This is a genomic window from Rhodococcus sp. NPDC003382 (genome assembly GCF_053589135.1).
The window spans coordinates 53,679-77,342 of the sequence record NZ_JBSFRH010000026.1 but is presented as its reverse complement, the minus strand read 5'-3'; the positions used below and the strand labels follow the sequence as shown (position 1 = coordinate 77,342).

Annotated in this window: 20 protein-coding genes; 8 read left to right on the top strand and 12 right to left on the bottom strand. The window is 66.5% G+C overall.

Annotated features, from left to right (window positions below):
• Positions 1–15: 15 nt before the first annotated feature.
• From ACWDUD_RS18375 to ACWDUD_RS18360, 4 genes are all read right to left on the bottom strand, one after another.
• A complete protein-coding gene (locus ACWDUD_RS18375) occupies positions 16–1,122 on the bottom strand; it encodes an ABC transporter substrate-binding protein (RefSeq protein ID WP_450110205.1) in 1,107 nt (368 codons plus the stop codon).
• Between the two features lie 357 nt (positions 1,123–1,479).
• On the bottom strand, positions 1,480–2,766 hold the full coding sequence (locus ACWDUD_RS18370; RefSeq protein ID WP_248675676.1) for an LLM class flavin-dependent oxidoreductase: 1,287 nt from the start codon (positions 2,764–2,766) through the stop codon (positions 1,480–1,482).
• Between the two features lie 19 nt (positions 2,767–2,785).
• The gene (locus tag ACWDUD_RS18365) at positions 2,786–4,018 is read right to left on the bottom strand and encodes an acyl-CoA dehydrogenase family protein (RefSeq protein WP_450110204.1); all 1,233 of its coding nucleotides are present in this window, start codon (positions 4,016–4,018) and stop codon (positions 2,786–2,788) included.
• 22 nt (positions 4,019–4,040) lie between these two features.
• Positions 4,041–4,925, bottom strand: coding sequence for an LLM class flavin-dependent oxidoreductase (locus tag ACWDUD_RS18360; RefSeq protein ID WP_248675678.1), 885 nt, complete (start codon positions 4,923–4,925; stop codon positions 4,041–4,043).
• Positions 4,926–5,231: 306 nt separating this feature from the next.
• Here ACWDUD_RS18360 and ACWDUD_RS18355 point away from each other — a divergent pair, with 306 nt between their 5' ends.
• Positions 5,232–6,593 carry an NtaA/DmoA family FMN-dependent monooxygenase gene (locus ACWDUD_RS18355; protein ID WP_450110203.1) on the top strand — a complete coding sequence of 454 codons (1,362 nt, stop codon included), beginning with the start codon at positions 5,232–5,234 and terminating at the stop codon, positions 6,591–6,593.
• 102 nt (positions 6,594–6,695) lie between these two features.
• On the opposite strand, the gene ACWDUD_RS18350 is transcribed toward ACWDUD_RS18355, so the two are convergent.
• From ACWDUD_RS18350 to ACWDUD_RS18330, 5 genes are all read right to left on the bottom strand, one after another.
• Entirely contained in the window at positions 6,696–8,315 is a 1,620-nt protein-coding gene (locus ACWDUD_RS18350) for a dipeptide ABC transporter ATP-binding protein (RefSeq protein WP_229581886.1), read from the bottom strand.
• A gap of 32 nt (positions 8,316–8,347) precedes the next feature.
• Complete coding sequence (locus tag ACWDUD_RS18345) at positions 8,348–9,223, bottom strand: ABC transporter permease (protein ID WP_197250765.1); 876 nt, start codon at positions 9,221–9,223, stop codon at positions 8,348–8,350.
• Positions 9,220–10,188: an ABC transporter permease gene (locus ACWDUD_RS18340; RefSeq protein ID WP_197250764.1), complete on the bottom strand. Its 969-nt coding sequence runs from the start codon at positions 10,186–10,188 to the stop codon at positions 9,220–9,222. Before ACWDUD_RS18340 ends, ACWDUD_RS18345 begins: the two co-directional genes overlap by 4 nt.
• A 23-nt stretch (positions 10,189–10,211) precedes the next feature.
• A complete protein-coding gene (locus ACWDUD_RS18335; protein ID WP_197250763.1) occupies positions 10,212–11,813 on the bottom strand; it encodes an ABC transporter substrate-binding protein in 1,602 nt (533 codons plus the stop codon).
• Between the two features lie 163 nt (positions 11,814–11,976).
• A complete protein-coding gene (locus ACWDUD_RS18330) occupies positions 11,977–13,266 on the bottom strand; it encodes an LLM class flavin-dependent oxidoreductase (protein WP_248675680.1) in 1,290 nt (429 codons plus the stop codon).
• Between the two features lie 287 nt (positions 13,267–13,553).
• Here ACWDUD_RS18330 and ACWDUD_RS18325 point away from each other — a divergent pair, with 287 nt between their 5' ends.
• The 3 genes from ACWDUD_RS18325 to ACWDUD_RS18315 are packed head-to-tail and all read left to right on the top strand — an operon-like array spanning position 13,554 to position 17,715.
• Complete coding sequence (locus ACWDUD_RS18325) at positions 13,554–15,104, top strand: rhodanese-like domain-containing protein (RefSeq protein WP_450110202.1); 1,551 nt, start codon at positions 13,554–13,556, stop codon at positions 15,102–15,104.
• Entirely contained in the window at positions 15,101–16,399 is a 1,299-nt protein-coding gene (locus tag ACWDUD_RS18320; protein WP_197250760.1) for an acyl-CoA dehydrogenase family protein, read from the top strand. Before ACWDUD_RS18325 ends, ACWDUD_RS18320 begins: the two co-directional genes overlap by 4 nt.
• Complete coding sequence (locus ACWDUD_RS18315) at positions 16,396–17,715, top strand: LLM class flavin-dependent oxidoreductase (protein ID WP_248675681.1); 1,320 nt, start codon at positions 16,396–16,398, stop codon at positions 17,713–17,715. The genes ACWDUD_RS18320 and ACWDUD_RS18315 overlap by 4 nt, the downstream gene beginning before the upstream one ends.
• Positions 17,716–17,792: 77 nt before the next feature.
• Here the strand turns inward: ACWDUD_RS18315 and ACWDUD_RS18310 are convergent, their stop codons facing one another.
• The 3 genes from ACWDUD_RS18310 to ACWDUD_RS18300 are packed head-to-tail and all read right to left on the bottom strand — an operon-like array spanning position 17,793 to position 20,409.
• A complete protein-coding gene (locus ACWDUD_RS18310) occupies positions 17,793–18,470 on the bottom strand; it encodes an NAD(P)-dependent oxidoreductase (protein ID WP_450110201.1) in 678 nt (225 codons plus the stop codon).
• Positions 18,467–18,823: a 4Fe-4S dicluster domain-containing protein gene (locus tag ACWDUD_RS18305; protein ID WP_197252880.1), complete on the bottom strand. Its 357-nt coding sequence runs from the start codon at positions 18,821–18,823 to the stop codon at positions 18,467–18,469. The genes ACWDUD_RS18310 and ACWDUD_RS18305 overlap by 4 nt, the downstream gene beginning before the upstream one ends.
• A complete protein-coding gene (locus ACWDUD_RS18300) occupies positions 18,820–20,409 on the bottom strand; it encodes an FAD-dependent oxidoreductase (RefSeq protein ID WP_450110200.1) in 1,590 nt (529 codons plus the stop codon). Before ACWDUD_RS18300 ends, ACWDUD_RS18305 begins: the two co-directional genes overlap by 4 nt.
• 236 nt (positions 20,410–20,645) lie before the next feature.
• On the opposite strand from ACWDUD_RS18300, the gene ACWDUD_RS18295 reads away from it, so the two are divergent.
• The 4 genes from ACWDUD_RS18295 to ACWDUD_RS18280 all read left to right on the top strand — a co-directional run bounded on the left by ACWDUD_RS18295 (position 20,646) and on the right by ACWDUD_RS18280 (position 23,656).
• Positions 20,646–20,873 carry a hypothetical protein gene (locus ACWDUD_RS18295; protein ID WP_197252882.1) on the top strand — a complete coding sequence of 76 codons (228 nt, stop codon included), beginning with the start codon at positions 20,646–20,648 and terminating at the stop codon, positions 20,871–20,873.
• A gap of 6 nt (positions 20,874–20,879) precedes the next feature.
• Positions 20,880–21,224, top strand: a complete 345-nt coding sequence (locus ACWDUD_RS18290; RefSeq protein ID WP_197252883.1) for a DUF1036 domain-containing protein — start codon at positions 20,880–20,882, stop codon at positions 21,222–21,224.
• Between the two features lie 58 nt (positions 21,225–21,282).
• Positions 21,283–21,972 (top strand): matrixin family metalloprotease, encoded by a 690-nt coding sequence (locus tag ACWDUD_RS18285; protein ID WP_229581879.1) that lies wholly within the window; start codon positions 21,283–21,285, stop codon positions 21,970–21,972.
• A 61-nt stretch (positions 21,973–22,033) separates the two neighbouring features.
• Positions 22,034–23,656 carry a CHAT domain-containing protein gene (locus tag ACWDUD_RS18280; RefSeq protein ID WP_450110199.1) on the top strand — a complete coding sequence of 541 codons (1,623 nt, stop codon included), beginning with the start codon at positions 22,034–22,036 and terminating at the stop codon, positions 23,654–23,656.
• Positions 23,657–23,664: the final 8 nt, after the last annotated feature.

Sequence of the window (23,664 nt, the reverse complement as noted above, 5' to 3'; positions counted from 1 at the left end):
CCGGCACCGGGCCGGTCAGAACTCGGTATCGGTCAGCACTTCGGTGTTGCTCGACTGCGAATCGATCAATGCGGCGGACGGTGCGTACGGATTGAACTCGTTGGTGGCCACGTCTTCCGGGGTGAGAGCGGCCTCCTCCGGTGTGAGGATCCCGAGTCGCTCGGACAGATCCCACCAGAAGCCGGTCTGTTCCTTGTCCAGGATCAGATTGTTCGTGTAGTAGTACTTGGTGACCTGATCCTCGGACAGTCCCGTGAGCCGCGCCACCAACTCCTGCTGCTTGTCCGGGTTCGCATTCACCCAGTTCGCCGTCTTGGCGAGGATCTCGACGAATTCCCTTGTCTGGGCTGGGTATCGACGGATGAACTCTCCACTCGCGCTGATCGGCGCCAGACCACCGTCACTGCCGGAGTTGTCGTAGTCCGAGAAGGCGACCCGCACCGCATCATTGGTCCGGAGGACACCGTTGAGCGGAGGATGGATCACCGCGAGGTCGATCTGCCCCTGCTCGAGGGACTGCGGCAGCAGGCTCTCCGACTGGGTCAGGAACTTGACCTTGTCGACATCGACACCGTTCTTGACAAGGTAGTCCTTGAGGATGAATTCGGCGCAGCCCTTCAGGGAGGTCAAGCCGACCGTCTTGCCTTCGAGCTGCCTCAGGTTCGTCTGGTTCAGGTCCGAGTCCTTGCGCACGAAGTACTCCATGTGCGGCTCGTCCTCGGTGGTATAGGTCAGTGACGCAATCACTTTCAGATCCACTCCGGCGGCGACAGCCGAGAGCGCCCGGTTGAACATGAAGTAGGCGAAGGTGACGTCGCCGGTTCCGAGCAGGGCCGGAACCTGACCGGCGTCCACGTGACCGAGATACTCCGGCCGGATACCCGCCTCGTCCCAGAATCCCAGCTCGTCGGCGATCTTGACGAGCGACGGGCTGTTCGGGTTCTCGGACCACTTGAAGTACACCGGATTATTCGGATCCGAGACGCTTCCGTCCACGTCCTGAACCACGGCCGATTCACCTCCGCCGCATGCGGCAAGGGTGGCCGCCACCACCCCGGTGACGACGAATGTTGCTGCTCCGCGCCACAATTTGCCGAACACGCCGGCCTGCGTCTCGCGCATGATCACCTTTTCTGTCCGAAGGATGTTCCGAATGGCCACCGGCTCTCCGAGGATCGACTACTGCTGATTCGCAACCGATCTCGGGGTCGACGATGTACATACGAATCGGCGGCCGCAGGACCCGACATGCGGGGCGGACCGTCCGAATATCGTCAATGCTAGAGCCCTTCGTCCCATACCCGTAGAGTTCGGATCTCCGTGACGGATTCCCCGCGTGAGACTTTCGAAACGAGTCCGAAACGACGACAGGTCCGTGCCGTCGGTGTTCCCGAACGGCACGGACCTCTGGTCCCTTTCCACGCGGACCTGCGGTCTGCTCCTACACGGACCTGTCGTCCCCCTGATGCTTCCGCGGGGCTACCCGACGGCGTGCAATGCCGGCAACGTCGCCCCGAACCGACCCCTGAGCGTCTTCTCGGAGTACTCGTGCCGGAACAACCCTCGTCGGCGCAGGATCGGCACGACGTGGTCGACGAACTCGTCCAGCCCGGTCGGCAACGCGTCCGGCATCAGATTGAATCCGTCTGCGGCTCCTGCGAGGAACCATTCCTCGATGGTGTCCGCGACCTGTTCGGGGGTGCCGATGATCGCGCGATGACCTCCGCTGCCGTTCAGGGACCGCAGCAGCTGCCGGATCGAGAGATTGCCCTCCTGCGCGAGTCCGACCACCGATTCCCGGAACCCGAGCGACCCCTGGTAAGCGTCGAGGTCCTCGGGAACCGCGAGAACGTGCGCCGGAATCGGCTCGTCCCAGTCCAGGGTCGTGACGTCGACGCCCAAGGTGCCGCTCAGCCGCTCGGCTCCGAAATCGGCGGGCACGTGCGCGCGCAGGGATTCGTGACGTTCGATCGCTTCTCGCTCGGTGGACCCGATCACGGTGATCAGACCCGGGAGGATCTTGACCTGGTCCGGGTCCCGGCCCGCCCGGGCGGCCGCGTCCTTGACGTAGCGGTAGTGCTCGATCCCGGCGGCCAGGGTGAGTTCCGCGGTGAAGACCCCGTGCGCCGTACGTCCGGCGAGTTCACGTCCTGCCGGCGATCCGCCCGCCTGGATCAGCGCCGGGTAACCCTGCGCCGACGGCGCGACCGCGAGACGCCCGGACACCTCGAATCGGGGACCGCGGTGATTCACGGGAACACCGGTCAGAGCCGATTCCCACAACTCGGTCACGACATCGACGAATTCGGCGGCGCGGGCGTACCGCTCCTCGCGGTCCGGGAGCGCCTGCAACCCGAAGTTCGCTCCCACCACCGGCGAATAGGTCGTCACGACGTTCCAGGCGACCCGCCCACCACTCGCGACGTCCAGCGAGAGGAATCTTTCCGCGAGCTCGTAGGGCTCGTTGAAGGTCGTCGATGCCGTGCCGATCAATCCGAGGTTCGTCGTGTGTGCGGCGACCGTTGCCAGGACCGCGGTCGGTTCGAGGGCCCGGGTGGGTTTGACCTTCGGGTTCTCCCAGAATCCCGGGCTGTCGGCCAGGAAGAACCCGTCCAGGGTTCCCCGTTCGGCTGCCTGCGCGATGCGCACGAAGTGGGATGCGTCGAGAAAAGCGTTCGGTGCGACGCCGAGTGTCCAGGCACCCGGGGAAATACCGACGTCGAGGACGTTGACGTTGAGGACCAGCCGACGGTTCGAGTGAGTCATCTCGGATGTCCTTTCCGGCTCAGAAGAACCCGGTGTCGGGCAGAGGAGTGTCGTTGACGAACAGGTCACCGAGGACCCTCGCCTTGTATGCCGTCGGATTGTGGGCGAACAGGGTGCGCAGGTTTCGCCAATGCCGATCGAGGTGTGCCGACTGCCGCGTGGCGGAGGCACCGCCCACATCGAAGAGACGGGACGCGGCGCGCAGTGCCGGTTCCTCGATCGCCACCTTCGCCTTCGCTGCCAGGATCGAGGCCCGCGCCTCGAGGGCCGGGTCGATCCCGGTCGTCCGCGCAGCGGCGGTCGCCTCGTCCTGCGCTTCTGCAGCGGCGCGCACGATCGATTCCGCCGCGAACGCCGTCGCGGTCAGCGAGCCGATGATCTCCAGCAGCTGCGGATCGTGACGGGGCTCCGAGACCGTTGCGAACGCGAAGCTACGCCGCCGGCTGCGAACGAGCTCGGCGGCATCGGTGGCGACGGATCGGAGAATGCCCGCTGCGACGGCGTGGAGAACGAGTTGCGGGAACGACTGCCGTGCGCGCAGCGTGTCGCCGGCGAGGCGGAACGGGAAGGTTTCGTCCTCTGCCACCCGCACGTCGGTGAAGACCGTTGTCCCGCTGCCGGTATGGCGCTGGCCGATTCCGTCCCAGTCGTCGAGGTGCTCGACGCCCTCGCGACGAGTAGGAACGACCGCGCTGAGCACGGTGCCGTCCGGCACTCCTGCGGTGACCCTCACGTAGTCGGAGAACACGGTGCCCGTGCTGTAGAACTTGGTGCCGTTCAATCGGTATCCGTCACCGTCGGGGGTGAGCGTCGTATCGAACTCGTACTTGCCCACCGCGCGGGACGACAGCTCGGAATTCGCGCCGCCGAACAAGGAGCCGGCGAGAACCTCACCGAGCCACCGCTGCTTCTTCTCGGTGGTCGGTACCCGGAACAGTTCCTCGACGAAGGCGAAGTGCACCCGCAGAATGTGCGGCACGTCCGGATCCGCCTCAGCGAGATCGATGATCAGGTCGAACAGATCGCGCAACGAGTAGCCGGCACCACCCAGTTCCACCGGAACCCGCACCGCGCCGATTCGCTCTTCGCGGAGCAGTTCGAGAGCTGCGAGCGGCGGTTCGCCACCACCCTCGTCCCGGCGGCGCCGTGCGTCGGCGGCAATCACCGAAAGGATCTCGCTGCGTGAACGACCGTATCCTGGTGACAGTCGGTCTGCCGGACCGGGCCGTAGGTCGACGGATTGCGTTGTCATGATGTCCTTCGAATTTTCGGGGTTACGAAACGGGAAACAGACTGCGACGGTGCCCGCTGAGGATGCGAGAGGCCGCAGGCAGACCGAGGCGCTCACGGAGCGTCGTGTCTCCGGCCCCGGGCGGTCTCGGTCCGGCGACGGTCGCAACGGATTCGAGATCGTGCACGTCACGAATCCTGACGACCACGCCGCCGCGCTCGGGTGCCTCGACGTCCCACGAGCCGTTCCACGTGACCTCACGCAGCGTGAGGATCTGCTGGTGGGCGCCCTCGTCGGTGCCGCGCACGATCACGACATCGGGTGCGCCCGCGATCGAGTCCGGCGCAGTGTCCGAGAACCGGAACACCGGTAGCTTCCGCTGGGGCGGCTCCGGCACGTTGAGCGGTCCCGAAACCGAGAACACTCCCTCGTGGTCGATGAAGGTGATGCGTTCCGACTCGACGAACACGGCCCGTTCGCGGTCGGCGACGATGCTGTCGGCGGGCCAGCTCTCCCACAGCTTGCGCGCGACGGTCACCGCGTCGTCGAGCAGGCTCTCAACGCCCTCGGCGGGGCCGCTCGATGCTCCGGCGCCCACCAGCCAGCCGATCCTGCCCCCGCTCAGGTGATCGAGCGACGCGAGCCGCCGCGCGAGGTTGTACGGGTGATGAACCCGAGGATCGGCTGCGACGACGAGACCGATCCTGCGGGAGTTCGCCGCCAGCAATGCGGCGGCGACGCTCGCGTCGAACCGCTGCTCCGGCGCGACCCGCGGATCGAGCACGTCGCCTCCCAGGATGGCGAAGTCGACCGCCGACGCGTCGAGAAGTGCCCCCGCCTCGAGGGGTGACAAAGGGCCGGCCGGATCGAACAACTCCGACAACACCGCAGTGTCGATGTCGATCCCGACCAGCGGTCGTGTTCCCACCGAAATCGTCTCCTCCGCATGCATTTCCGGTACCCAGGCCCGAGAGATGGCCGTGGCCGGGACTCCAGGGCCACCGGTCGAAACTCTCACCGAATTCCGGCGCCTGCCATCGTTAGGCTCGAGATGGTTCTGAACCGGCCTCTGCCGCAGTCGCGCCGGCATCGAGACGACCTGCGTGAAATACCTTCAGGCGGAGGAAAACGCTTCTCTTCGATCGACGCTCGTCCGAGCATTGCCTGCGACATACCGCCTCGCGAATGCGGAAATGCATGCCGTATAGCGATTTACCTACCTGTAAGGAACATCGTGCCCCAGAGAAACCCGTCCGTCTTCTTCGTCTCATCCGAATTTCGGTTCGCCGATCGCTTTCCCCGATGGAAGTTCTCGTCGACGCCGGCCGAATCGGAGGGCAATCACCGAGCGAGGGCCGAGTTCGCACGCGAGCTGGAACACCTGGGTTTCGACGCGGTGTTCATCGCGGATTTCGCGGGACTGAACAGAACACAGATCGCGTACGACGGCCCCCGCTCGTTCGAGCCGCTCACCCTGGCCACGTATCTGGCCGCACACACCGACCGGATCGGTCTCGTGATCACGCTGTCCACGCAGTTCAGTGAGCCCTACACGGTGGCCCGGGAACTCACCTCGCTCGATCGGCTGTCGGGCGGCCGGGCGGGCTGGAACGTCGTGACGTCGTTCAACGGTGAGGTCAACTACGGATACACCACCCTTCCCGCCCCGCAGGACCGGTACCGCAGGGCCCGGGAATTCCTCGGCGTCACCAAGGCGCTGTGGAAGTCGTGGGATCCCGACGCGATCATCGCAGACCCGGACTCGGAGATCTACGTCGACACCGACCGGGTCCGGGACATCGACTGGGAGGGAGAGAACTTCCGGGTTCGGCAGGCCCTCGACCTTCCACCCGCACCCCAGTCGTTCCCGGTGATCGCGCAGGCCGGGGCATCCGACATCGGGATCGAGTTCGCTGCCGAATCCGCCGAAGTCGTCTTCGTCGCGAGCCCCGATCTCGCGTCGGGACAGAGCTACTACAGGAAGCTCAAGGACGCGGTCGTCGCCAACGGGCGGCACCCGGACGACTTGAAGGTGCTGCCGGGAATCCGGATCTATCTGGGCGATACCGAAACGGATGCGAAAGCGGCCTACCGCGCCGAACTGACCGATCGGGACCTCGAGCGTGCACGTGAAGCGATCCGCTACGAGATTCCGGAACTGGACCTCACGGACCTCGGCTTCGACGATCCGATTCCGCTCGACCGGTTCCCCACCCTGGCAGAACTCGAGCAGCGGGGCCGGCGCGTCAGTCGAGCGCTCATCTACCGCCGGTGGATCGAGACCGGCGAATACGCCACCCTGCGCGACTTCCTCGTGCGGTACGCGACGTCGTTCGGTCACTTCCAGATCGTCGGCACCGCGGAGCACGCGGCGGCGACGATCGCGCAGTGGATCGACGAGGGTGCAGCGGACGGATTCATTCTTCTCGGTGGCTCGAGTTTCGAACGGATCCGGCGCGACCTCCTTCCGCGCCTACGGGATCTCGGCATCTTCCGGGATCCCGAGAACGAGAATGGGCACGACATCGGTCTGCGTCGACGTCTCGGAACCACCACACCCGGTCTCGAAACGACCCGGTTGCTCGTCGAGAGCTGAGCGTCCCGGCCGAGCGGCGGACGCGAAAGCATATCGCTTGCCGCGGAACGAGATCCGTTCCGCGGCACGCGATACGAGTATCGGTGACGGCGCGATCCGTGATCAGGCTCCGACGAGCAGCGAGCTCCGGAACCGCTGTCCCGGAACGGAGTCGATGAGATTGCGCGTGTACTCCGAAGACGGTTCGTCGAACACTCGTTGCGTGTCGCCGAATTCGACGAGCCGACCCGACCGGAGAACGGCGACTCTGTGCGAGATCTGACGGACCACCGCAAGATCGTGGGAGATGAACAGGTACGTCAGGTCCAGATTGCGCTGCAGATCGATCAGGAGGGCAATGATCTGGTCCTGTGTGACCACGTCGAGGGCGGAGAGCGGCTCGTCCAGAATGACGATCTCCGGCCGGACCACCAGTGCCCGCGCGATGGCGACGCGCTGGCGCTGGCCTCCCGACAGTTCGGCGGCGTACTTGTCGAGGGATCCCGCCGGTAGGTTCACGCTGCCGAGGGCCTGTTCGATCCGCTGTTTTCGCAGCGCGGCGTCGCCGATCCCGAAGGAGCGCAACGGCTCGTCGAGGATCTGCCGGATCGACCATCGGGGGTCCAGCGCGGAGTCGGGGTTCTGGTAGACGAACTGGACCTCGCGCCAGTGGTGGCGTCGCTCGCGGTGCCCGAGCCGGGCGACGTTCCGCCCGAGCACTTCGACCGTGCCGCCGGTCGGTGTTGTCAGTCCGATGATCATCTTCGCGGTGGTCGACTTGCCCGACCCGGACTCGCCGACCAGGGCGACGGTCTCGCCGCGCCGCACCGACAGGTCGACGCCGTCGACGGCCCGGTGCACGATCCGGCCCTTGACCCGGAATTCCTTGGTGATCGCGGATACCCGGACGACCTCGTCCGAATCGGTGCGGGTGGGCAGCGGCGCCGGCGGTGTGACCTCCCGGATCCGGCCGATCAATGTGCGCGTGTACTCCGACCGGGGCTCGGTGACCACCGATTCGACGTCGCCCTGCTCGACGACCCGACCGTCCCTCATCACCACGATGCGCGACGCGTGGTCGGTCGCCACGCCGATGTCGTGGGTGACGAACAGGACGGTGGTGCCGTGCTCGGCGACCAGCCGGTCCAGCACCCGCAGGACCTGGCTCTGAACCGTGACATCCAACGCGGATGTCGGTTCGTCGGCCACGAGCAGCTTCGGATTGAGGCCGAACGCGATCGCGATGAGGACCCGTTGCCGCATACCACCGGACAGTTCACCGGGATATTGACGGAGCCGTCGTTCCGGGTTGTCGATCTCGACCTGCTCCAGCAACTCGATGCTGCGGCGACGTACCTCGCTGCGGCTCAGCTTCAGATTCCGGAGTTCGAACACCTCGGCGAGCTGCGCTCCGATCGTACGCACCGGATTCAGGGACGCCCCCGGATCCTGCGGTACCAAACCGACCGTGCTGCCGCGCAACCCGCTCCACTGCCGTTCGGACAGCCCCAGGATGCCGTGTCCGTCGAGGACCGCGGTGGTCGCATGCGTGTGCGCCGACTCGGGAAGCAGACCGACCACCACGTTCGCCAAGGTCGTCTTACCCGAGCCCGATTCGCCGACAACGGCGGTGAACTGCCCCTTCTCCAGTCTCAGGCTCACGTGGTCGAGTGCGACCTTGGCGGTGTCGCCGGCACCGTAGGTGACGACGAGATCTTCGATGTCGAGTAGCGGTTCGGACATGTGGATTCTGGCTCCCGTGGTTGGATCCGTGGTCAGATTCTGTTGGCCGCGAGCAACCGCCTGCTGACCACACCGAGCGCGATGATCACCAGCAGGATCACGATGCCCGGCAGCGTTGTCAGCCACCACGCGGTGGCGATGTAGTTGCGTCCTTCGGCCACGAGCAGGCCCCACTCCGGAGTCGGCGGCGGGGCGCTGTATCCGAGATAGCCGAGCGCCGCGATCGCCAGGATGGCGGCACTCAGGTCGATGACCGCGAGCGCGACCACCGCTCCCACGGCGTTCGGCAGAATGTGCTTGCGGATCACCGCCCATCGGCTCGCCCCGGACAGGAACGCCGCTTCGACGTAGTCGAGTGCGCGCACCCGGAGCACCTCCGCCCGGAACACCCGCGCGAAGATCGCGATCGAGCCGATACCCACACCGATTCCGACGGACAGCCGTCCCGCCCCGTACGCGGTGACGATCCAGATCGACACCAGGAAGCCCGGCAGAGCCAGCAGCACGTCGCTGATGCGCATACCGACGGCGTCGACGACCGGTCCGGACACCCCGGCGAGGATCCCGATGACGCTGCCGATCACCAGGCCGACTGCGACGGCGATACCGGCCGTCAGGACGGTCTGCGATGTGCCGTGCACGACGCGGGTGAGGACGTCGCGTCCGAGGTGGTCGGTACCGAACCAGTGTTCCCAGCTCGGCGGCTGGAACTTGTCCACATGGTTGCCGGTGAGCGGGTCGAACGAGGTGAACAACCCGGGCACCAGCGTCCAGAGCACCACGACGACGAGTAACGACGCGGAGAGCAGCACCGGCAACGGAAGACCGCGCACGACGCCGAGCACCCCTGCACGGTCTTCGGAGACTTCGGGATCGACGACGATCCGCTCCGATGTCGATTCACTCATTGGAACCTGCCTAGGCGAGTGCTGAAACCCTTGCTCTGGGTCCTGGTTACTCGTGGATCGAGGATCGGATAGATCAGGTCGACGGCGAGGTTGATCGCGACGATGGCGACCGTTGTGAGCAGGACGAGTCCCTGAATGAGGGAGATATCCTGTGTTGCAACAGCGTCCATCAGAACCGAGCCGAGGCCGGCCCGCGAGAAGACGGTCTCGGTGACCACCGATCCGCCCAGGAGGGCACCGACGGTGGTTGCGGTGACGGTGAGAGCCGGTCCGGCCGCGTTCTTGAGCACGTGCTTGCGGATGACCCAGCCGGGTGTTCCTCCCTTCGCACGCGCCGTGGCGACGTGGGGAAGCCGCATGGTCGCTTCGGCATTCTTCAGCAGGACCTGCGCGATCGGCGCCGAGATCGGGACCGCGAGCACCAGCGCCGGTATGACGAACGACGCCACCGAACCGTCCGGGAAGAGCGAGAACAACCCGAGTTGCACCGAGAAGATCTGCAGGATCACCAGGCCGAGCCAGAAGGTCGGTACCGAGCTGAACAGCGGCGGGATGTTGCGCACCGCCTTGCGCAGTCGCTCGAAACGGCTGGTCGTCGCCAGCAGGACGATGCCGACCGAGATGACGATCGCGAACACGGTTGCGGTCCCGGCAAGCTTCAACGTCTCGCCGACGACGTCGGCGATGCGATCGGTGACCGCTTGCCCACTCGACAGCGAGAAGCCGAAGTTGCCGCTCGCCAGCTGCACGAGCTGCCCGAAATACTGTGCGAGCAAAGGCTTGTCGTAACCGTAGAACTGCTTGACCTGCTCGACGACTTCCGGGTTGAAGTATCCTTCCCCCTTCGCCACGAAGATCGTGGCGGGATCGGACGGGAGGATACTCACACCCCAGAACACGACGGTGTACGCGAGCAGCAGCACCAGCAGCGACTGCCCGATCCTGGAGAGCACGTATCGCGTCATCGCGCGCGCCTCGGCTTCGTCATCTATCCCTCCGCCTGCGAGGACTTCCAGGCACTCTGGAAGAGCGGCTCGGTCAGGTTCGTGAACTCGATGTGCACGTCCGGCGAGGCGGAGTGCACCTGCACCTCGTCCCACAGCACCAGCGCCAGGTGCTTGTCGACGACCTGCTGCTGCACCTGCGCCAGAACGTCGTTGCGCTTCTGCGGATCGGTCGCGGACAGTTCCTGACCGGACAGCGCGATGAGCTCGTCGTCCGCGGCGAACGTCAGCGTGTTCTTGTCGCGCCCGAACAGCAATGCAAGGCCCACGTTGTAGTACGTCCTGGTCCCCAGGAGCGGCTTGCTCGGGTCGGCGACGGCGATGTTGTAGGCGGTGGTGTCGCCTGCGTTGTTGACGAGCTTGATACCGAGGTCGCGCCACTGCGACTCGATGAACTCGAATGCCGGCTTGATCACCACGCTCTGCACCGACGCGGACACACTCAGCTCGAGCGGCCTGCCGTCCTTCTCGCGGATGCCGTCGGGCCCGACCTTCCAGCCGGCCTCGTCGAGCAGCCGTGCAGCCTCGTCGGGGTTGTACTCGATCTTGTCGCCGAGGTCGACGAACGCGGGATCGTCGTGGTTCAGAACCGAATCCGCTGCCCGGTAGCTGTCGGACAGAACGGTGGCCACGAGGGCGTCGCGGTCGATGCCCAGTTGGAGGGCCCGGCGCACGCGCACATCGCTCACGTCCTCGTTGCCGATGCGGACAGCGGCGATGTTGGAGGTCAGCAATGGGGCCGAAACGGGAATGACCTGCTTACCCGCGGCGGCGAGCCCCGCTTCGTCGGTCGGCTGGATTCCGCGCGCGACGTCGACCTGTCCGGACTGCACCGCCCCGGCACGCAGTCCCGGCTCGCCGATCGCACGGATCTCGATCTTGTCGAGGTACGCCGGCCCCTGGTTCGGGGACACTGCGGGCGGCCACGCGTAGTCGTCGCGCCGGGTCAGCACGACCTTCTGGTCGGGCACGTGGGATTCGTAGACGAAAGCGCCCGAACCGACGACGTTCTCGATCTTGGCCTGGCCCTCGTAGTCGAGCGCGAGCGTCGACGCCGCACGGATTCCGGCGCGGTGACCGGCCACGACCCGGTAGAAGTTCGTGTTGGGTGCGGACAGGTACACGGTCACCGTGTTACCGGAAACCTCGGAGCGGTCGTAGCCGACGAAGTCCGTGAACGCGGGAATCTTCTTGTCGGGGTCGCCCTTTCCGACCTGATCGAGGTTCGCCTTGACTATGTCGGCCGTCAGCGGAGTTCCGTCGCTGAAGGTCACACCGTCCCGGATCGTAAATGTGTACACGGTGGCGTCCTCGTTCCGGGAGAAACTCTCGGCCAGCCATGGTGTGATCTCACCGTTCCTCGGATCGGTGTAGACCAGACGGTCCACGATCTGCAGGAACAGGTTGCCGGTCGAGTAGAAGCCGCTGAGGGCGTCCGTCACGTACATGACGTCGGAGTAGACGACCGTTCCGCCCTGCTGCGGTTCACCGGACGGTCCCGTCGAGGCCGACTGTCCACCTTGCGAGCATCCTGCCAGTACGCCCGCCGCAATCAGGCCGGCGACCAGCTTCTTTACGCGTGACATGAATTCCTCACTGTGTTGCTGACTTTCGAAATCGGCGCTGGCCGATCCGTGCGAGACTCGACGGCCGTCCGCATTCCCGACAGACGGTAGGGCCCTTGGTCCCGGGCCTCAATGAATTACTTCGCCCTGGCCGAAACTCTCCACCGAAAGCGACGTGGAGCGCTCAGGCGAACGCGGCGCGCAGCGCCGCACCCTCGTAGGCGCGCTTGTAGATGCCCTTCTCCTGCAGCAACGGCACCACGTGTTCGACGAAGTCCACGAGACCCGACGGCGTGATCGCCGGGTTGATGTTGAAACCGTCCGCCGCGCCGGTGGTGAACCACTCCTCGATCCGATCGGCCACGAACTCCGGGGATCCCACGAATCGCAGGTGGCTGTTGCCCGCGTCGGTCACTCGCAGAACATGACGGAGGGTGACCTGGGGCCCGGTCACGAACCGCCGGATCGACTCGTGCGAACTGATGCTCCCCTCGACCTCGGACAGATCCGGAAGCCGATCGACCGGGAACGGCGAGTCGAGTTCGATTCCGCCGAGGTCGATGCCCAGGCGCTGTTCGAGGGCCGCGATTCCGCGCTCCGGTGGATTGAGCGAACTGATCTCCTCGTGCAGTCGCTCGGCCTCCCGCTGCGTACTGCCGACGATCGGGATGAGACCGGGCAGGACCCTCACCGGCGGCCTCGACGAGGTTCCACCGCGCTGAAGAGCGTGGAGTGAACTGCGGAAGTCCCGTGCCTGCCGGATGTCCTGCGCGACCGAGTAGACGGCGTCGGCATACTTGGCGGCCAGCTGTCTGCCCCGGTCCGAGGCACCGGACTGGAACAACAGCGGGCGACCGTGTGGTGAACGCGGCGTGTCCAGCGGGCCTTTCACGGCGAAATGCGTGCCGCGATGGTCGATGGGCACCACCGACGCCGTGTTCACCTGTACGCCTGCGGCCTTGTCGAGGACGATCGCGTCGTCGCCCCAGCTGTCCCACAGCCGGAGCAGGACGTCGATGTACTCGTCGGCCCGTTCGTACCGATCCGCGTGGGGTGGCAGCGCATCGAATCCGAAGTTCCGTCCCGCCGATTCCGATCCGGTGGTGACGATGTTGACTCCCGCTCGCCCGCCACTGAGATGGTCGAGCGTGGCGATCTGCCGGGCGATGTTGTACGGGTGTGTGAACGTCGACGACACGGTGGCGATGAGACCGATGTGCGATGTCGACGGTGCGAGCGCGGACAACAGCGAGACCGGTTCGAGGGGTGAGAAGAGATAGGCCCAGTCGTTGTCCGGGACCGCCGGGGTGTTCGCAACGAACAATCCGTCGAACAGTCCCCGCTCGGACAGTGCCGCGTACTCACGGTAGTAGTCGAGGTCGAGAGCCCCCTCGGGCTTCGCCGACGGGTGCCGCCAGCCGCCCTGCGTGAATCCGATCGCACGAATCACCGAATTCAGAATCAATGTGGACATGATCGGTCCAGCACCTTCCTCGGGGTCGCAGTCGCGGGGCCGCAACGGCACCCGTGATCGAGGCTAGGTCGAGCGCCGAGGTTCACCGAGAGTTCCGATCACCCTGAATCAGGATGGGAGATGGACTTTTCCGCGCATCGACACGTATCCGAACCAGACTGAGCACAACCCTGTCGGGGAACCCGCGGACGCGAGATTCTGTCGTCTGCGCTCACCTTGCGCGCAGCCTCCTTTTGTTTCTTCGCTCGTCCGAGACGAAGCGCCAACCGCCTCTTCACAGGAAACCGATGACCACATACATCTCCGGGAAAGACCTACTCGAGCTCGTGTCCGATCGCGCCCCGGCCGTCGCCGTACTGGACGTGCGCACTCCGTTGGAACGCAGCAAGGGCCATATCGCGGTCAGCGCGTCTCTGCCGTTCCACGAGATCGAGCAGCGCATCGTCGATCTGGTTCCCGGCACTGCCACCACCGTGGTACTGGCCGGCGAGTCGGATACCGACGGACCCGCTGCCGACCTGCTCGAATCTCTCGGCTACAGCGACGTCCGGGTGCTCGAGGACGGTCTCACCGGATGGACGAACGCCGGTGGTCGCCTCTACACGGGCACGAACGTGCGCAGCAAGACCCTGGGCGAGTGGATCGAACACGAGTTCTCCACTCCCACCGTCGACAGCACGACCGTGCAGGGCTGGATCGAGCAGGGCGACGACGTCGTCATTCTCGACAGCCGACCGACGACCGAGTACCTGCACCACCACATTCCGGGTGGATACGACACCGGCGGCGGAGCCGAGATCGCTTATCGTGCAGGCAGTGTCGTGAAAAGTCCCGACACCAAGGTCGTCATCAACTGCGCGGGGCGCACGCGCGGCATCGTGGGCGCCCAGTCCCTGATCAACACGGGCATCGCCAACCAGGTCTTCTCCCTCTACAACGGCACCCCCGCGTGGGAGCAGTCCGGGCGTTCTCTCGCCTTCGGTGACGAGCAGGCACTTCCGGCACCGCAGGACGTCTCGGACGAGCTCGCCGCATGGGTGCGTGCCACCTTCGACAAGGCCGGTGTGCAGGTCCTCTCTCCCGACGCCGTCCAGGAACGCCTGGCCGATGCGTCCACGACCACCTATGTCTTCGACGTTCGCACGCCCGCAGAGTTCGCGGCCGGCCATTTCGAGGTCAGCGTGTCCGCGCCGGGCGGACAGCTGGTGCAGCAAGTCGACAACCACATCGCCGTCCCGAACGCCCACGTCGTCCTCGTCGACGATCAGGACTTCGTGCGGGCCGCGAGCACCGTTCAGTGGCTGCGATACCTGCACACCGGCCCCTTGTCGGTTGTCGCGTACACCGAGGACGCGGTACTCGATCATCCGCGTCGTGCGCTCCCTCTTCCGGACGCGCAGCACGTGGACCGGTCCGAGCTCGAGCAGTGGCGAACCGACGGCACCGACCATCTTGTCGTGGACCTGCGGCCCTCCGCCGACTATGCCGCCGGACACATCCCGGGCTCGGTACACGCCCGCCGCGAGCAACTCACCCAGATCGCCGAGAAGGCACCGGACGCGACACTCGTGCTCGTCGGGAACGACCGGTACTCGCCGGAACACGTCGTCTCCGAAGTGCCGGCGTCCGTAGTAGTCCTGGCCGGCGGAATCGACGCCGCGGAAACACTCACCACCGATGATCCGCACTACGCCGGTGATATCGCCGACCGCACCGGACCGCCCCCGTTCGGTCCCGAGCGGGACCGCTGGTACGCAGAGTATTTCGAGTGGGAACTCGCGCTTCTGGAGACGACCAGCGGCGATCCGCACTTCGCCTTCGCGGAGATCGCGTCGTGACCGCAGCACAGGCGGACTCCCTCGTGGCCGCAAGCGCAACGGTGACGGGAGCGACCGGCGAAGAAGCATCCGTCCGGTTCCTCGAGGAACTCCGGGCACGCGTCGCAACCTTCCGCGACGAGGCACCGTCGCGGGACAGGGAACGTCGCTACCCGTTCGACGAGGTCGAGCAACTGCGCAACATCAAGTTCTGGGCGTTGAACGTGCCCGTCGAGTTCGGCGGGCTGGGGCTCGACCGCCGGACCCTGATCCAGGCGATCATCGCGGTGTCCTCCGTGGACGGAAGCCTCGGCCAGCTTCCGCAGAACCATTTCGCGACCGTCGAACGGCTGTTGCTGTCCGGATCACCCGAGCAACGGGAGTTCTACCTGCGCGAACTCGGCAGCGGGGCGATCTTCGGAAACGCGACCGCAGAACCGGGTGAGCGCCGGCCGGGTGAAGCGCACACCACGGTCGTCGAGCGCGACGGCAGGCTGTACCTGTCCGGACGGAAGGTCTACGCGACCGGCTCGCTCTTCGGCGACTTCATCGCGGTCCAGGCACGCAACGAGGCAGGCGGGCAGGAGACGGTCGTGGTGCGGCCCGACGACCAGGGCGTCGTCATCCACGACGACTGGGACAGCTTCGGTCAGAGGACGACCGGTTCGGGCTCCGCGGAGTTCGACGATGTCGAGGTGCAGCCGATCCAGCTCCTCTCCCGCTCCTCGGATCCGGCGACAACCTATCGCATCTCGGCGCTCTCCCAGCTGATCCACGCGGCGATCGACACCGGTCTCGCGGAGGGCGCGCTGTACGAGGCGCTGGCACTCGCTCGGCGGGTCCACGGCGGACGCGGAAGCGGTGCCGCCGAATTCCGCGACGACGTGCTGGGCGTCGCGCACCTCGGCGAACTGCGGATCGCAACGACCGCCGCGCGACGGCTCGTCGAATCCGCGGCACGGCGGCTGGACTCCCTCGGTCCCGACACCGCGCTGAGCGCCGTCATCGACGTGTTCTACGAAGTGGTCCAGGCGAAGGTGCTCAGCACCCGCACCGCACTGAGCGTGACGACCGACCTGTTCGACATCGGTGGCTCGAGTTCGACCAAGCCGGCGTTCGGCCTGGACCGTTACTGGCGCGATGCCCGCACCCACACCCTGCACGATGCGGTCCGCTGGAAGCCGTATTCGCTCGGCAAGTGGCTGATCGACGAGGAAGTCGCCGACGCCTGGAGCCTCGCGCGGCCGTTGCTCCCGCTCGCGGACCTCGAGAACGCCGCGGACGATCCGGTCGCCTTCTACGGGAGCGCTCGGTGACCGAACGCAGGCTGCATCTCAACATCAACGTCAACAACAGCGGCCGGCACCCGGCCTCGTGGCGCGTACAGAACGATCCGCTCTCGTTCCTCGATCTGGGCTACTACGAGGAGATCGGGCGGCTCGCGGAACGCGGCCGCCTCGACGCCGTGTTCTTCTCCGACGGCTTCGACTACTCCGCGCCGAACATCACGCGACCGTGGCAGGCGCTCGACCCGATCGTTCCGCTCACCGCGGTCGCGCGGGCGACCGAGCACGTCGGCCTGGTCGCGACCGTGTCGTCGAGTTTCGATCACCCGTACAACATCGCACGCAAGATCGCCTCCCTCGACTACGCGTCCGGTGGGCGTGTGGCATGGAATGTCGTCGCGACCCGCGCGCTCGCCTCCGCGAGGCTGTTCGGACTCGACGCCGTGCCCGACCACGACGTCCGCTACGGTCGCGCCGAGGAATCGGTCCGAGTCGTCAAGGCGCTGTGGAACTCCTGGGAGCGTGATGCACTGGTCGCCGATCAGAGTTCCGGGAAGTTCGCCGACGTGGCGCGCATTCACCCGATCGATTTCGAGGGCGAGCACTTCCGGGTTCGCGGGGCACTCAACGTTCCGCGCTCACCGCAGGGCCGTCCCGTCCTCCTTCAGGCAGGCGGTTCGCCGCAGGGCATCGAACTCGCGGCCCGGCACGCGGACGCGGTCTTCACCGTCAATCACACGCTGGCCGCAGCGCAGGACTTCTATCGGACGGTCAAGTCGAAGGCTGCCGGTCACGGGCGTTCACCGGACGAGATCCTCATCCTCCCCGGCCTGTTCCCCGTTCTGGGCAGCACCGAGAAGGAGGCGCGCGAGCGGAAGGACCGGCTCGACGAGATCGCCGGATTCGAGGAGGAACTCGAATCTCTCAGCAGGACACTCGGTCTGGACCCGGGCGACCTCGCACTCGATGCTGCGTTGCCGTGGGACAAGATCGAGGACTTTTCGGCTCGGGCCGGGGTGAGTCAGGGCTTCGCGAACGCGATCCTCGATCTCGCGCGGCGGGAAGACCTGACGGTCCGGGAACTGCTCGCGCGCAATCCGAACGGCCATCGGGTCGTCGTCGGAACACCCGAGCAAGTCGCGGATTCCATCGAGGAGTGGTTCCGCGGGCGCGGCGCCGACGGTTTCAACCTCAACGCCGACTACTTCCCGAGCGGTCTCGAGCTGATCGTCGACCAGCTGGTTCCGGAGCTGCAGCGTCGCGGCATCTTCCGGCGGGAATACGAGTCGACGACACTGCGCGGCAACCTCGGCCTGCCGATCCCGTGGGGTGACGACCGCGTATGACGGCGTTGCCGGCCGGAAACGGTTCGCTTCGGCGCCTTTTCCGGCCGGCATCGATCGACGATGCGACTTGGCGGGAGTCAAGCCGCCGGCAGGACCAGCACCTGACGCTGCCGAACCGTGGGCATGACGATCTCGTCGACCACAGCGGCCGCAAGCGTCTCGTACGACAGCGCCGCACCCAGCGCTTCCGGGCCGACGACCTCGGTCAGCGTGTACGCCGACACCTCGGCCGCGTCGGACGACAGACCCGCCGGTGGGGTGACGATCAGCCAGTCCGGCGCCGGATCCGCCTGCGAGAGAACAGTGTGTTCAGCCGCGTGGGCCCGCGCGAACGGGAGCAGCGCATGTGGAAAGAGATCGGCGACGTCCGACACGACACGACCGTCCGGCAACTGCAGGTTCGCGAACAATCCCACGGTCACGATCCGCACGTCGGGTGATCGCCGCCCGGCCAGGATCGCGCCCAGCACCCGCGCGTAGAACGTCTCGTCGAACCCGTCGAACGACGGCGGCGGGGTCGAGAACGGCGTCACGGCATTGACGACGGCATCCGCGTCGGCGAGTGCGCGTGCCACATCCGCCGCATCGGTGGCATCCCCTTCGACCACGGTGACCCCTCGCTGGGCCAACCACGGGTGCCGCGCCCTCGCCCGCACCAGCGCAGTGACCGAATGACCTTCGGTCAGAATCCTTCTCACGACGGCACTGCCCGCGCGCCCTCCGGCACCGAGCACCGCGACGCGGAGCTCGGTCACGCCGACCCGCCCAGAACCGCGGCGGGAAGCCTCGGCGGCAACGGGCCGTGCGGCAGTTTCGGGCCCACCGCCCGCCGAGCGCCGGGGACGCGACCGTTACCCCAACCCAGTTCTGCCCGGTACCGGCCGATGTGTTCGGCGTCGAGGTCCTCCTCGGACACCGGCGTCGCCTGCGGATGCACGTACAGCGCATCGGTCGGGCAGTACGCCTCACACATGAAGCAGGTTTGGCAGTCGCTCTGGCGGGCGATGACCGGGATGCCGGTGGCGGTGCGCTCGAACACGTTGGTGGGGCATGCGTCGACGCACTTGTCGCAGCCGATGCACGCGTCGGCGATCAGCAGTTCGATCATGACGCCACCAGCAGTGAGTTCCGGACCGCCCCGGTTCGCGTCCACACCGTGTCGAGCCCGCCCGTCAGAACGTGGTGATGCTGGGCGGGGTCGAGGTCGGGATGATCGGACCGCTTGCTCATGCCGCGGGTTTCGGTGCGGGCCAGCGCGGAATGGTAGATCCAGCGGCCGACTGCGGTGATCGCCGCCGCCTGCCGTGCCCGGACCCGCTCCTCGCCCGAGGCGCCGAGACTCCGCGTCGCATCCGCCCACAGCCCGTCGAGCTGACCCAGCGCTGCTTGCAGCCGGGGGCCGTCGCGCAGCAGGTTCTTCTCGACCGGGAGCAGTTCGTCGCGGGCCGCGGCGAGCACCGTGGCCGTGTCGAGGGTCGGACGGCCGGTCGGGCGCAGCCCCGCCCGACCGGCCGGGCGCAGATCGGAGGCGGTCACCCGCGCGACCGTGCGCGCGAATCGGGCCGCGCCGGTTCCCGCCCAGCTGCCCGACGACATCGCCCACGCCGCGTTGTGGCTGCCCCCGCCCGTGAATCCCCCGCAGATGCGTTCGCGGGTCGCGGCGTCACCGGCGGCGAACAGACCGGGCACCGACGTCGCGCACGTGTCGTCGACGAGGTCGATACCGCCGGTGCCGCGGACGGTGCCTTCGGCGAGCATCGTCACCTCGAAGCGGTCGGTGAACGGGTTGATGCCGCGCCGGTCGAACTGCAGGAAGAAGTTGGGCTGTCCGGCCCTCATCATCCGCTGCACCTGCGGGTCGGCGCGGTCGAGCTGAGCGAACACCGGTTCGGTCAGCAGGGTCCGCGCGATCACCGAACGGCCCTGCGACGAGCCGGCGCCTTCGAGCACGCGACCGTCCGCGTGGAAGAACGTCGCGTAGCCGTAGTAGGCGGTCTTGGTGACGGTCGAACCGGCCGCCGCGATCCCGTATGCGTTCGCGAACTCCATCCCGGAGAACGACGCACCGGCCTCGGCGGCCATCAGAGCGCCGTCGCCGGTGTCGACGTTGGTGCCCAGCGCACCGGACAGGAATGCGCAACCCCCGCTCGCGATGACCACGGCCCCGGCGGTGATCCGGTAGTCACGGTCGGCCTGGCGCCGGTATCCCGCAGCGCCGCGCACCTGCCCGTCGGCGTCGACGAGCAGTTCCAGCGCCGGCGAATGGTCGAGGATCCGCACGCCGGCGCGCTTGATCCAGGCGCGCATCCGTCGCATGTACTCCGGGCCCTGCACGCCGGTGCGAATCTGCAGACCGGTGTCGGGGTCGACGGGGAACGGGTAGCGGCCCTCGTCCGCGAGCAGGTTCATGTTCTCGTACGTCTGGTCGAGCACCCGGTCCATCCAGTGGTGATCGGCCAGGTAGCCACCGAGCGCTTCACGGCTCGCCTTGGCCTGCTCCCGCGCGGACCGCTCGGGCGCGACGTACCAGACACCCGTGCCCGACGGTGCGGTCGCGCCGCTGGTCCCGCAGTAGCCCTTGTCGACGAGCACGACGTCGGCCCCGGCGCGGCGGGCACGCAAGGCGGCCCACGTCCCGGCGGGTCCACCGCCGATGACGAGAACGTCGGTACTCAGATCCAGTGGTTCGGTCACGGAAGGGCTCCTGTCACGCGGGGTCTTCCGCGAAGATTCCGCATCCACCCCGTGGACACAATCACCAGAATCAGCGTGACTCGAACCCAGCCGCCGATCGACTACCCACAATCCACGACCCGCCCTCGTCGGAGTCGAGGACAAGCGGCGCCGAATACAGGTAGCGCGCTACTCGTGACCGTCGCTACTGCACCGGCACAGACTGAGAATCCGCACCATCCCCACGAGGAGGAACCATGACGGATTCCCGAAGCTCTTCTCGCGAACCGGAACCCACCGCCGATTTCGGCGCCCCCGTGTTCGCCGGAACGGAAATCGACCAGAGTGTCGGATTCGACGACTCGCCCGGCGTCGCCGACGTCCCGTCCGAGGAGGGCGCGCACGCGCTCGAGCCGTGCAGCGAAGGTGACATCCCCACGGCATCCGTCGCCGACCTGATCCGCCAGTACACACCTGAAGGGTGATCGACGATGGAAATCCGCTTTCGCAACAACTATCCCGCCACGGTATCGGTGGCGGTGATGTTCTACAGCCCCGGAACCTGTGGCAATCACGGTAATTGGGGGACGCGCGGCTGGTGGAACATCGCACCCGGACAGATGGCGCATGTACTCAACACCACCAACCGATTCATGTACTACTACGCCGAGGCCGGCGACGGCGCCCGGTGGGTCGGGAACTTCGGTCCGATGTACGTCTACCGGAACAGTTTCGATTCGTGCATCAACATCGGATCCACGGCCGCGATCGGTCGCGTAGGAACACGGCAGATCGACACCGGAGGAAAGAACACGATCGTCAACCTGAACCCCTGACCCCTACCCGAACCGGGGGGATCGTCCGTCCCGCCGGAAAACCCATCGAGGAAATGCCATGACCGAAAACAATGCCCGACATTTCTGTTCACTGGTGTTGCCGCCACAGGCCACCGAGAAGACCCGGGCCGCGCTGCTGAAGGAATCGAAATGGGGCGTCGGAGATCGGGTCACCGTCCGATTCCTCGAGGGCGATCCGGACCTGCGGCGACGGGTACGCAACGTCGCAGAGGAATGGACCGGGGAGAAGATGGCGAATCTCTCTTTCCGCTTTGTGGATTCGGGTCCGGCGGACATCCGGATCGGCTTCGAACAGGGCGACGGATCCTGGTCGTACCTGGGCACCCAGTGCCGGCAGATCCCTCCGGCGGAACGCACGATGAACTACGGGTGGCTCACTTCCTCGTCGTCCGACGACGAGCTGCGCCGCGTCGTCCTCCACGAGTTCGGGCATGCGCTCGGGCTCATCCACGAGCATCAGAACCCGAACCGTCCGATCGCGTGGAACCGCCGGGCCGTCATCGCCGACCTGTCGGGTCCGCCCAACAATTGGGATCCCGCGACGATCGAGCACAACATCTTCAAACGGTATGACCCGCGGTCGGTTTCGGCCACGCCCACCGATCCGGACTCGATCATGATGTATCCGATTCCGGCCCGGTGGACCACCGACGGATTCTCCGCGGATCTCAATTCCGAACTGTCCGATACGGACAAGGAGTTCATCCGTGATGCCTACCCGTGGTGAGCATCGGACTCGGGAGGCCGGTCGTTCCGTGACCGGCCTCCTGGCACGTACGGTGCGGGCGGTGGCGAAAGTCCTCGCCCGCCTCCTTGCCCTGGTCCACCGCGATACCGACCTCGACGAAACCGAAGCGGCACCGGATGCGACAGTGGCCGAGACATTTCCGGAGGATCGAATCCTCGAATCCGCCCCGGCACCCGAACCGTCGACCGGCACCCGCACGGCTTACGCGCGGCTCGACGCGCCCGATCGAGTCGCCCCGGGTGGTGTCTTCGAGCTGGATGTGGGTCTCGCGGAGTCACCCGGACGCGGCGTCACGAGTCCCCAACCTCTCTCGGTTCCGGACACGGAATTCACTTTGACGGTGACGGTTTCGGCCGACGGCTTCGAGGTGCTGGGTGGCGCCTCGCTTGTCCGCACCATCGCCGTGAATCCCGACGATCCCTATCCGTACGACGTGATCCGGTTGCGTGCGATCGACGACGTCGCCCTGACGCCGGCCCGCAGCATCCTTGCCGTGTACGCGATCGAGGGTCGCACGATCGGGATCGCCACTAGGTCGGTGGTGGTCGGCGACGGTGCCGTCCCCGCCGAGCCCGAGCGAGCCGGCGTCGATTGGGTGCTGCCGACCGATCCGGACACGCGGCCCGATCTGGAACTGGTGGTCACGCCCGGCAACGACGTCGGCGGGCAGCGCCTGTTCTGGTATTTCCGGTCTCCGCATCCGACGGTCGGTGACGGCAGTTTCGTCGCCGCGGATCTTCCTGTGACGGTCGCGACCACCGTGCGGCAACTACTGAACGGCGTCGAGGACCGCACGACCCTCGACGATCTGCCCTACTACCTGCGCGGCGTCGGCCGGCGTATCGCCGACGCGATTCCCGATCCGGTATGGCAGGCATTGAAGGCCACGGCCGACGCGGTGGAGGGTCCGCCGAGTGTGCTGCTCGCGTCCGCCGACCCGTACATCCCGTGGGAGCTGGCCCGCATCCCGTGGTGCCACGACGACCCGCCCCTCCTCGGTGCGCAGACCGTCATCGGCCGCTGGCCGTACCTGGCGAACGGCCGGAGCCCCGCTCCCGCTCCCCGCCTCGAACTGGATTCGATGGCCGTCGTCTTCGGGGAGTACTCCGGCGGTGAGAATCTCGAGGAGGCTGCGCGGGAGGCCGCCCACCTGCGTGCGCACTATGCGGCGCAGCCCGTCGACGCACGGATGAGGGACATCCTGCGCTGCCTCGACGGCACCCCGAGGGCAGACGCGCTGCATCTCGCGGTGCACGGCAACTTCGACCCGACCGGCATGCGCGACGGTATCTACCTGGTCGACGGCAACTATCTGAGCCCGGTGTCCGTCGAAGGAGTCGAGTCGAGCCCGATTCGGCTGGCGTTCCTCAATGCCTGCCAGCTCGCACAGGGCCGCGAGGTGTTCGGCATCTATGCGGGTATGGCGTTCGCACTGTTGAACATCGGCGCCGAAGCGGTGGTCGCACCGTTGTGGAAGGTGAACGACACCGCGGCCCGTGAACTCGCGGCGGCGTTCTACCCCGCCCTGTTCACCGATGTGCGATCGCCTGCCGAATTCCTGCGTGAATCCCGGTGCCTGTCAGTGGAGACGAACCCCGCAGCGACCTCCCTCGCCTACATCTACTTCGGTCATCCGCTGCTGCGGGTGAAGTGGATCCCTTAGGCGGCTCC

What these genes read in the sequence shown, in the direction of transcription:
- ACWDUD_RS18335 (WP_197250763.1), bottom strand. Translation starts at nt 11,813, where the DNA reads ATGTCACGCGTAAAGAAGCTGGTCGCCGGCCTGATTGCGGCGGGCGTA.
- ACWDUD_RS18330 (WP_248675680.1), bottom strand. Translation starts at nt 13,266, where the DNA reads ATGTCCACATTGATTCTGAATTCGGTGATTCGTGCGATCGGATTCACG.
- ACWDUD_RS18295 (WP_197252882.1), top strand. Translation starts at nt 20,646, where the DNA reads ATGACGGATTCCCGAAGCTCTTCTCGCGAACCGGAACCCACCGCCGAT.
- ACWDUD_RS18285 (WP_229581879.1), top strand. Translation starts at nt 21,283, where the DNA reads ATGACCGAAAACAATGCCCGACATTTCTGTTCACTGGTGTTGCCGCCA.
- ACWDUD_RS18370 (WP_248675676.1), bottom strand. Translation starts at nt 2,766, where the DNA reads ATGACTCACTCGAACCGTCGGCTGGTCCTCAACGTCAACGTCCTCGAC.
- ACWDUD_RS18375 (WP_450110205.1), bottom strand. Translation starts at nt 1,122, where the DNA reads ATGCGCGAGACGCAGGCCGGCGTGTTCGGCAAATTGTGGCGCGGAGCA.
- ACWDUD_RS18325 (WP_450110202.1), top strand. Translation starts at nt 13,554, where the DNA reads ATGACCACATACATCTCCGGGAAAGACCTACTCGAGCTCGTGTCCGAT.
- ACWDUD_RS18305 (WP_197252880.1), bottom strand. Translation starts at nt 18,823, where the DNA reads ATGATCGAACTGCTGATCGCCGACGCGTGCATCGGCTGCGACAAGTGC.
- ACWDUD_RS18290 (WP_197252883.1), top strand. Translation starts at nt 20,880, where the DNA reads ATGGAAATCCGCTTTCGCAACAACTATCCCGCCACGGTATCGGTGGCG.
- ACWDUD_RS18340 (WP_197250764.1), bottom strand. Translation starts at nt 10,188, where the DNA reads ATGACGCGATACGTGCTCTCCAGGATCGGGCAGTCGCTGCTGGTGCTG.
- ACWDUD_RS18345 (WP_197250765.1), bottom strand. Translation starts at nt 9,223, where the DNA reads ATGAGTGAATCGACATCGGAGCGGATCGTCGTCGATCCCGAAGTCTCC.
- ACWDUD_RS18365 (WP_450110204.1), bottom strand. Translation starts at nt 4,018, where the DNA reads ATGACAACGCAATCCGTCGACCTACGGCCCGGTCCGGCAGACCGACTG.
- ACWDUD_RS18350 (WP_229581886.1), bottom strand. Translation starts at nt 8,315, where the DNA reads ATGTCCGAACCGCTACTCGACATCGAAGATCTCGTCGTCACCTACGGT.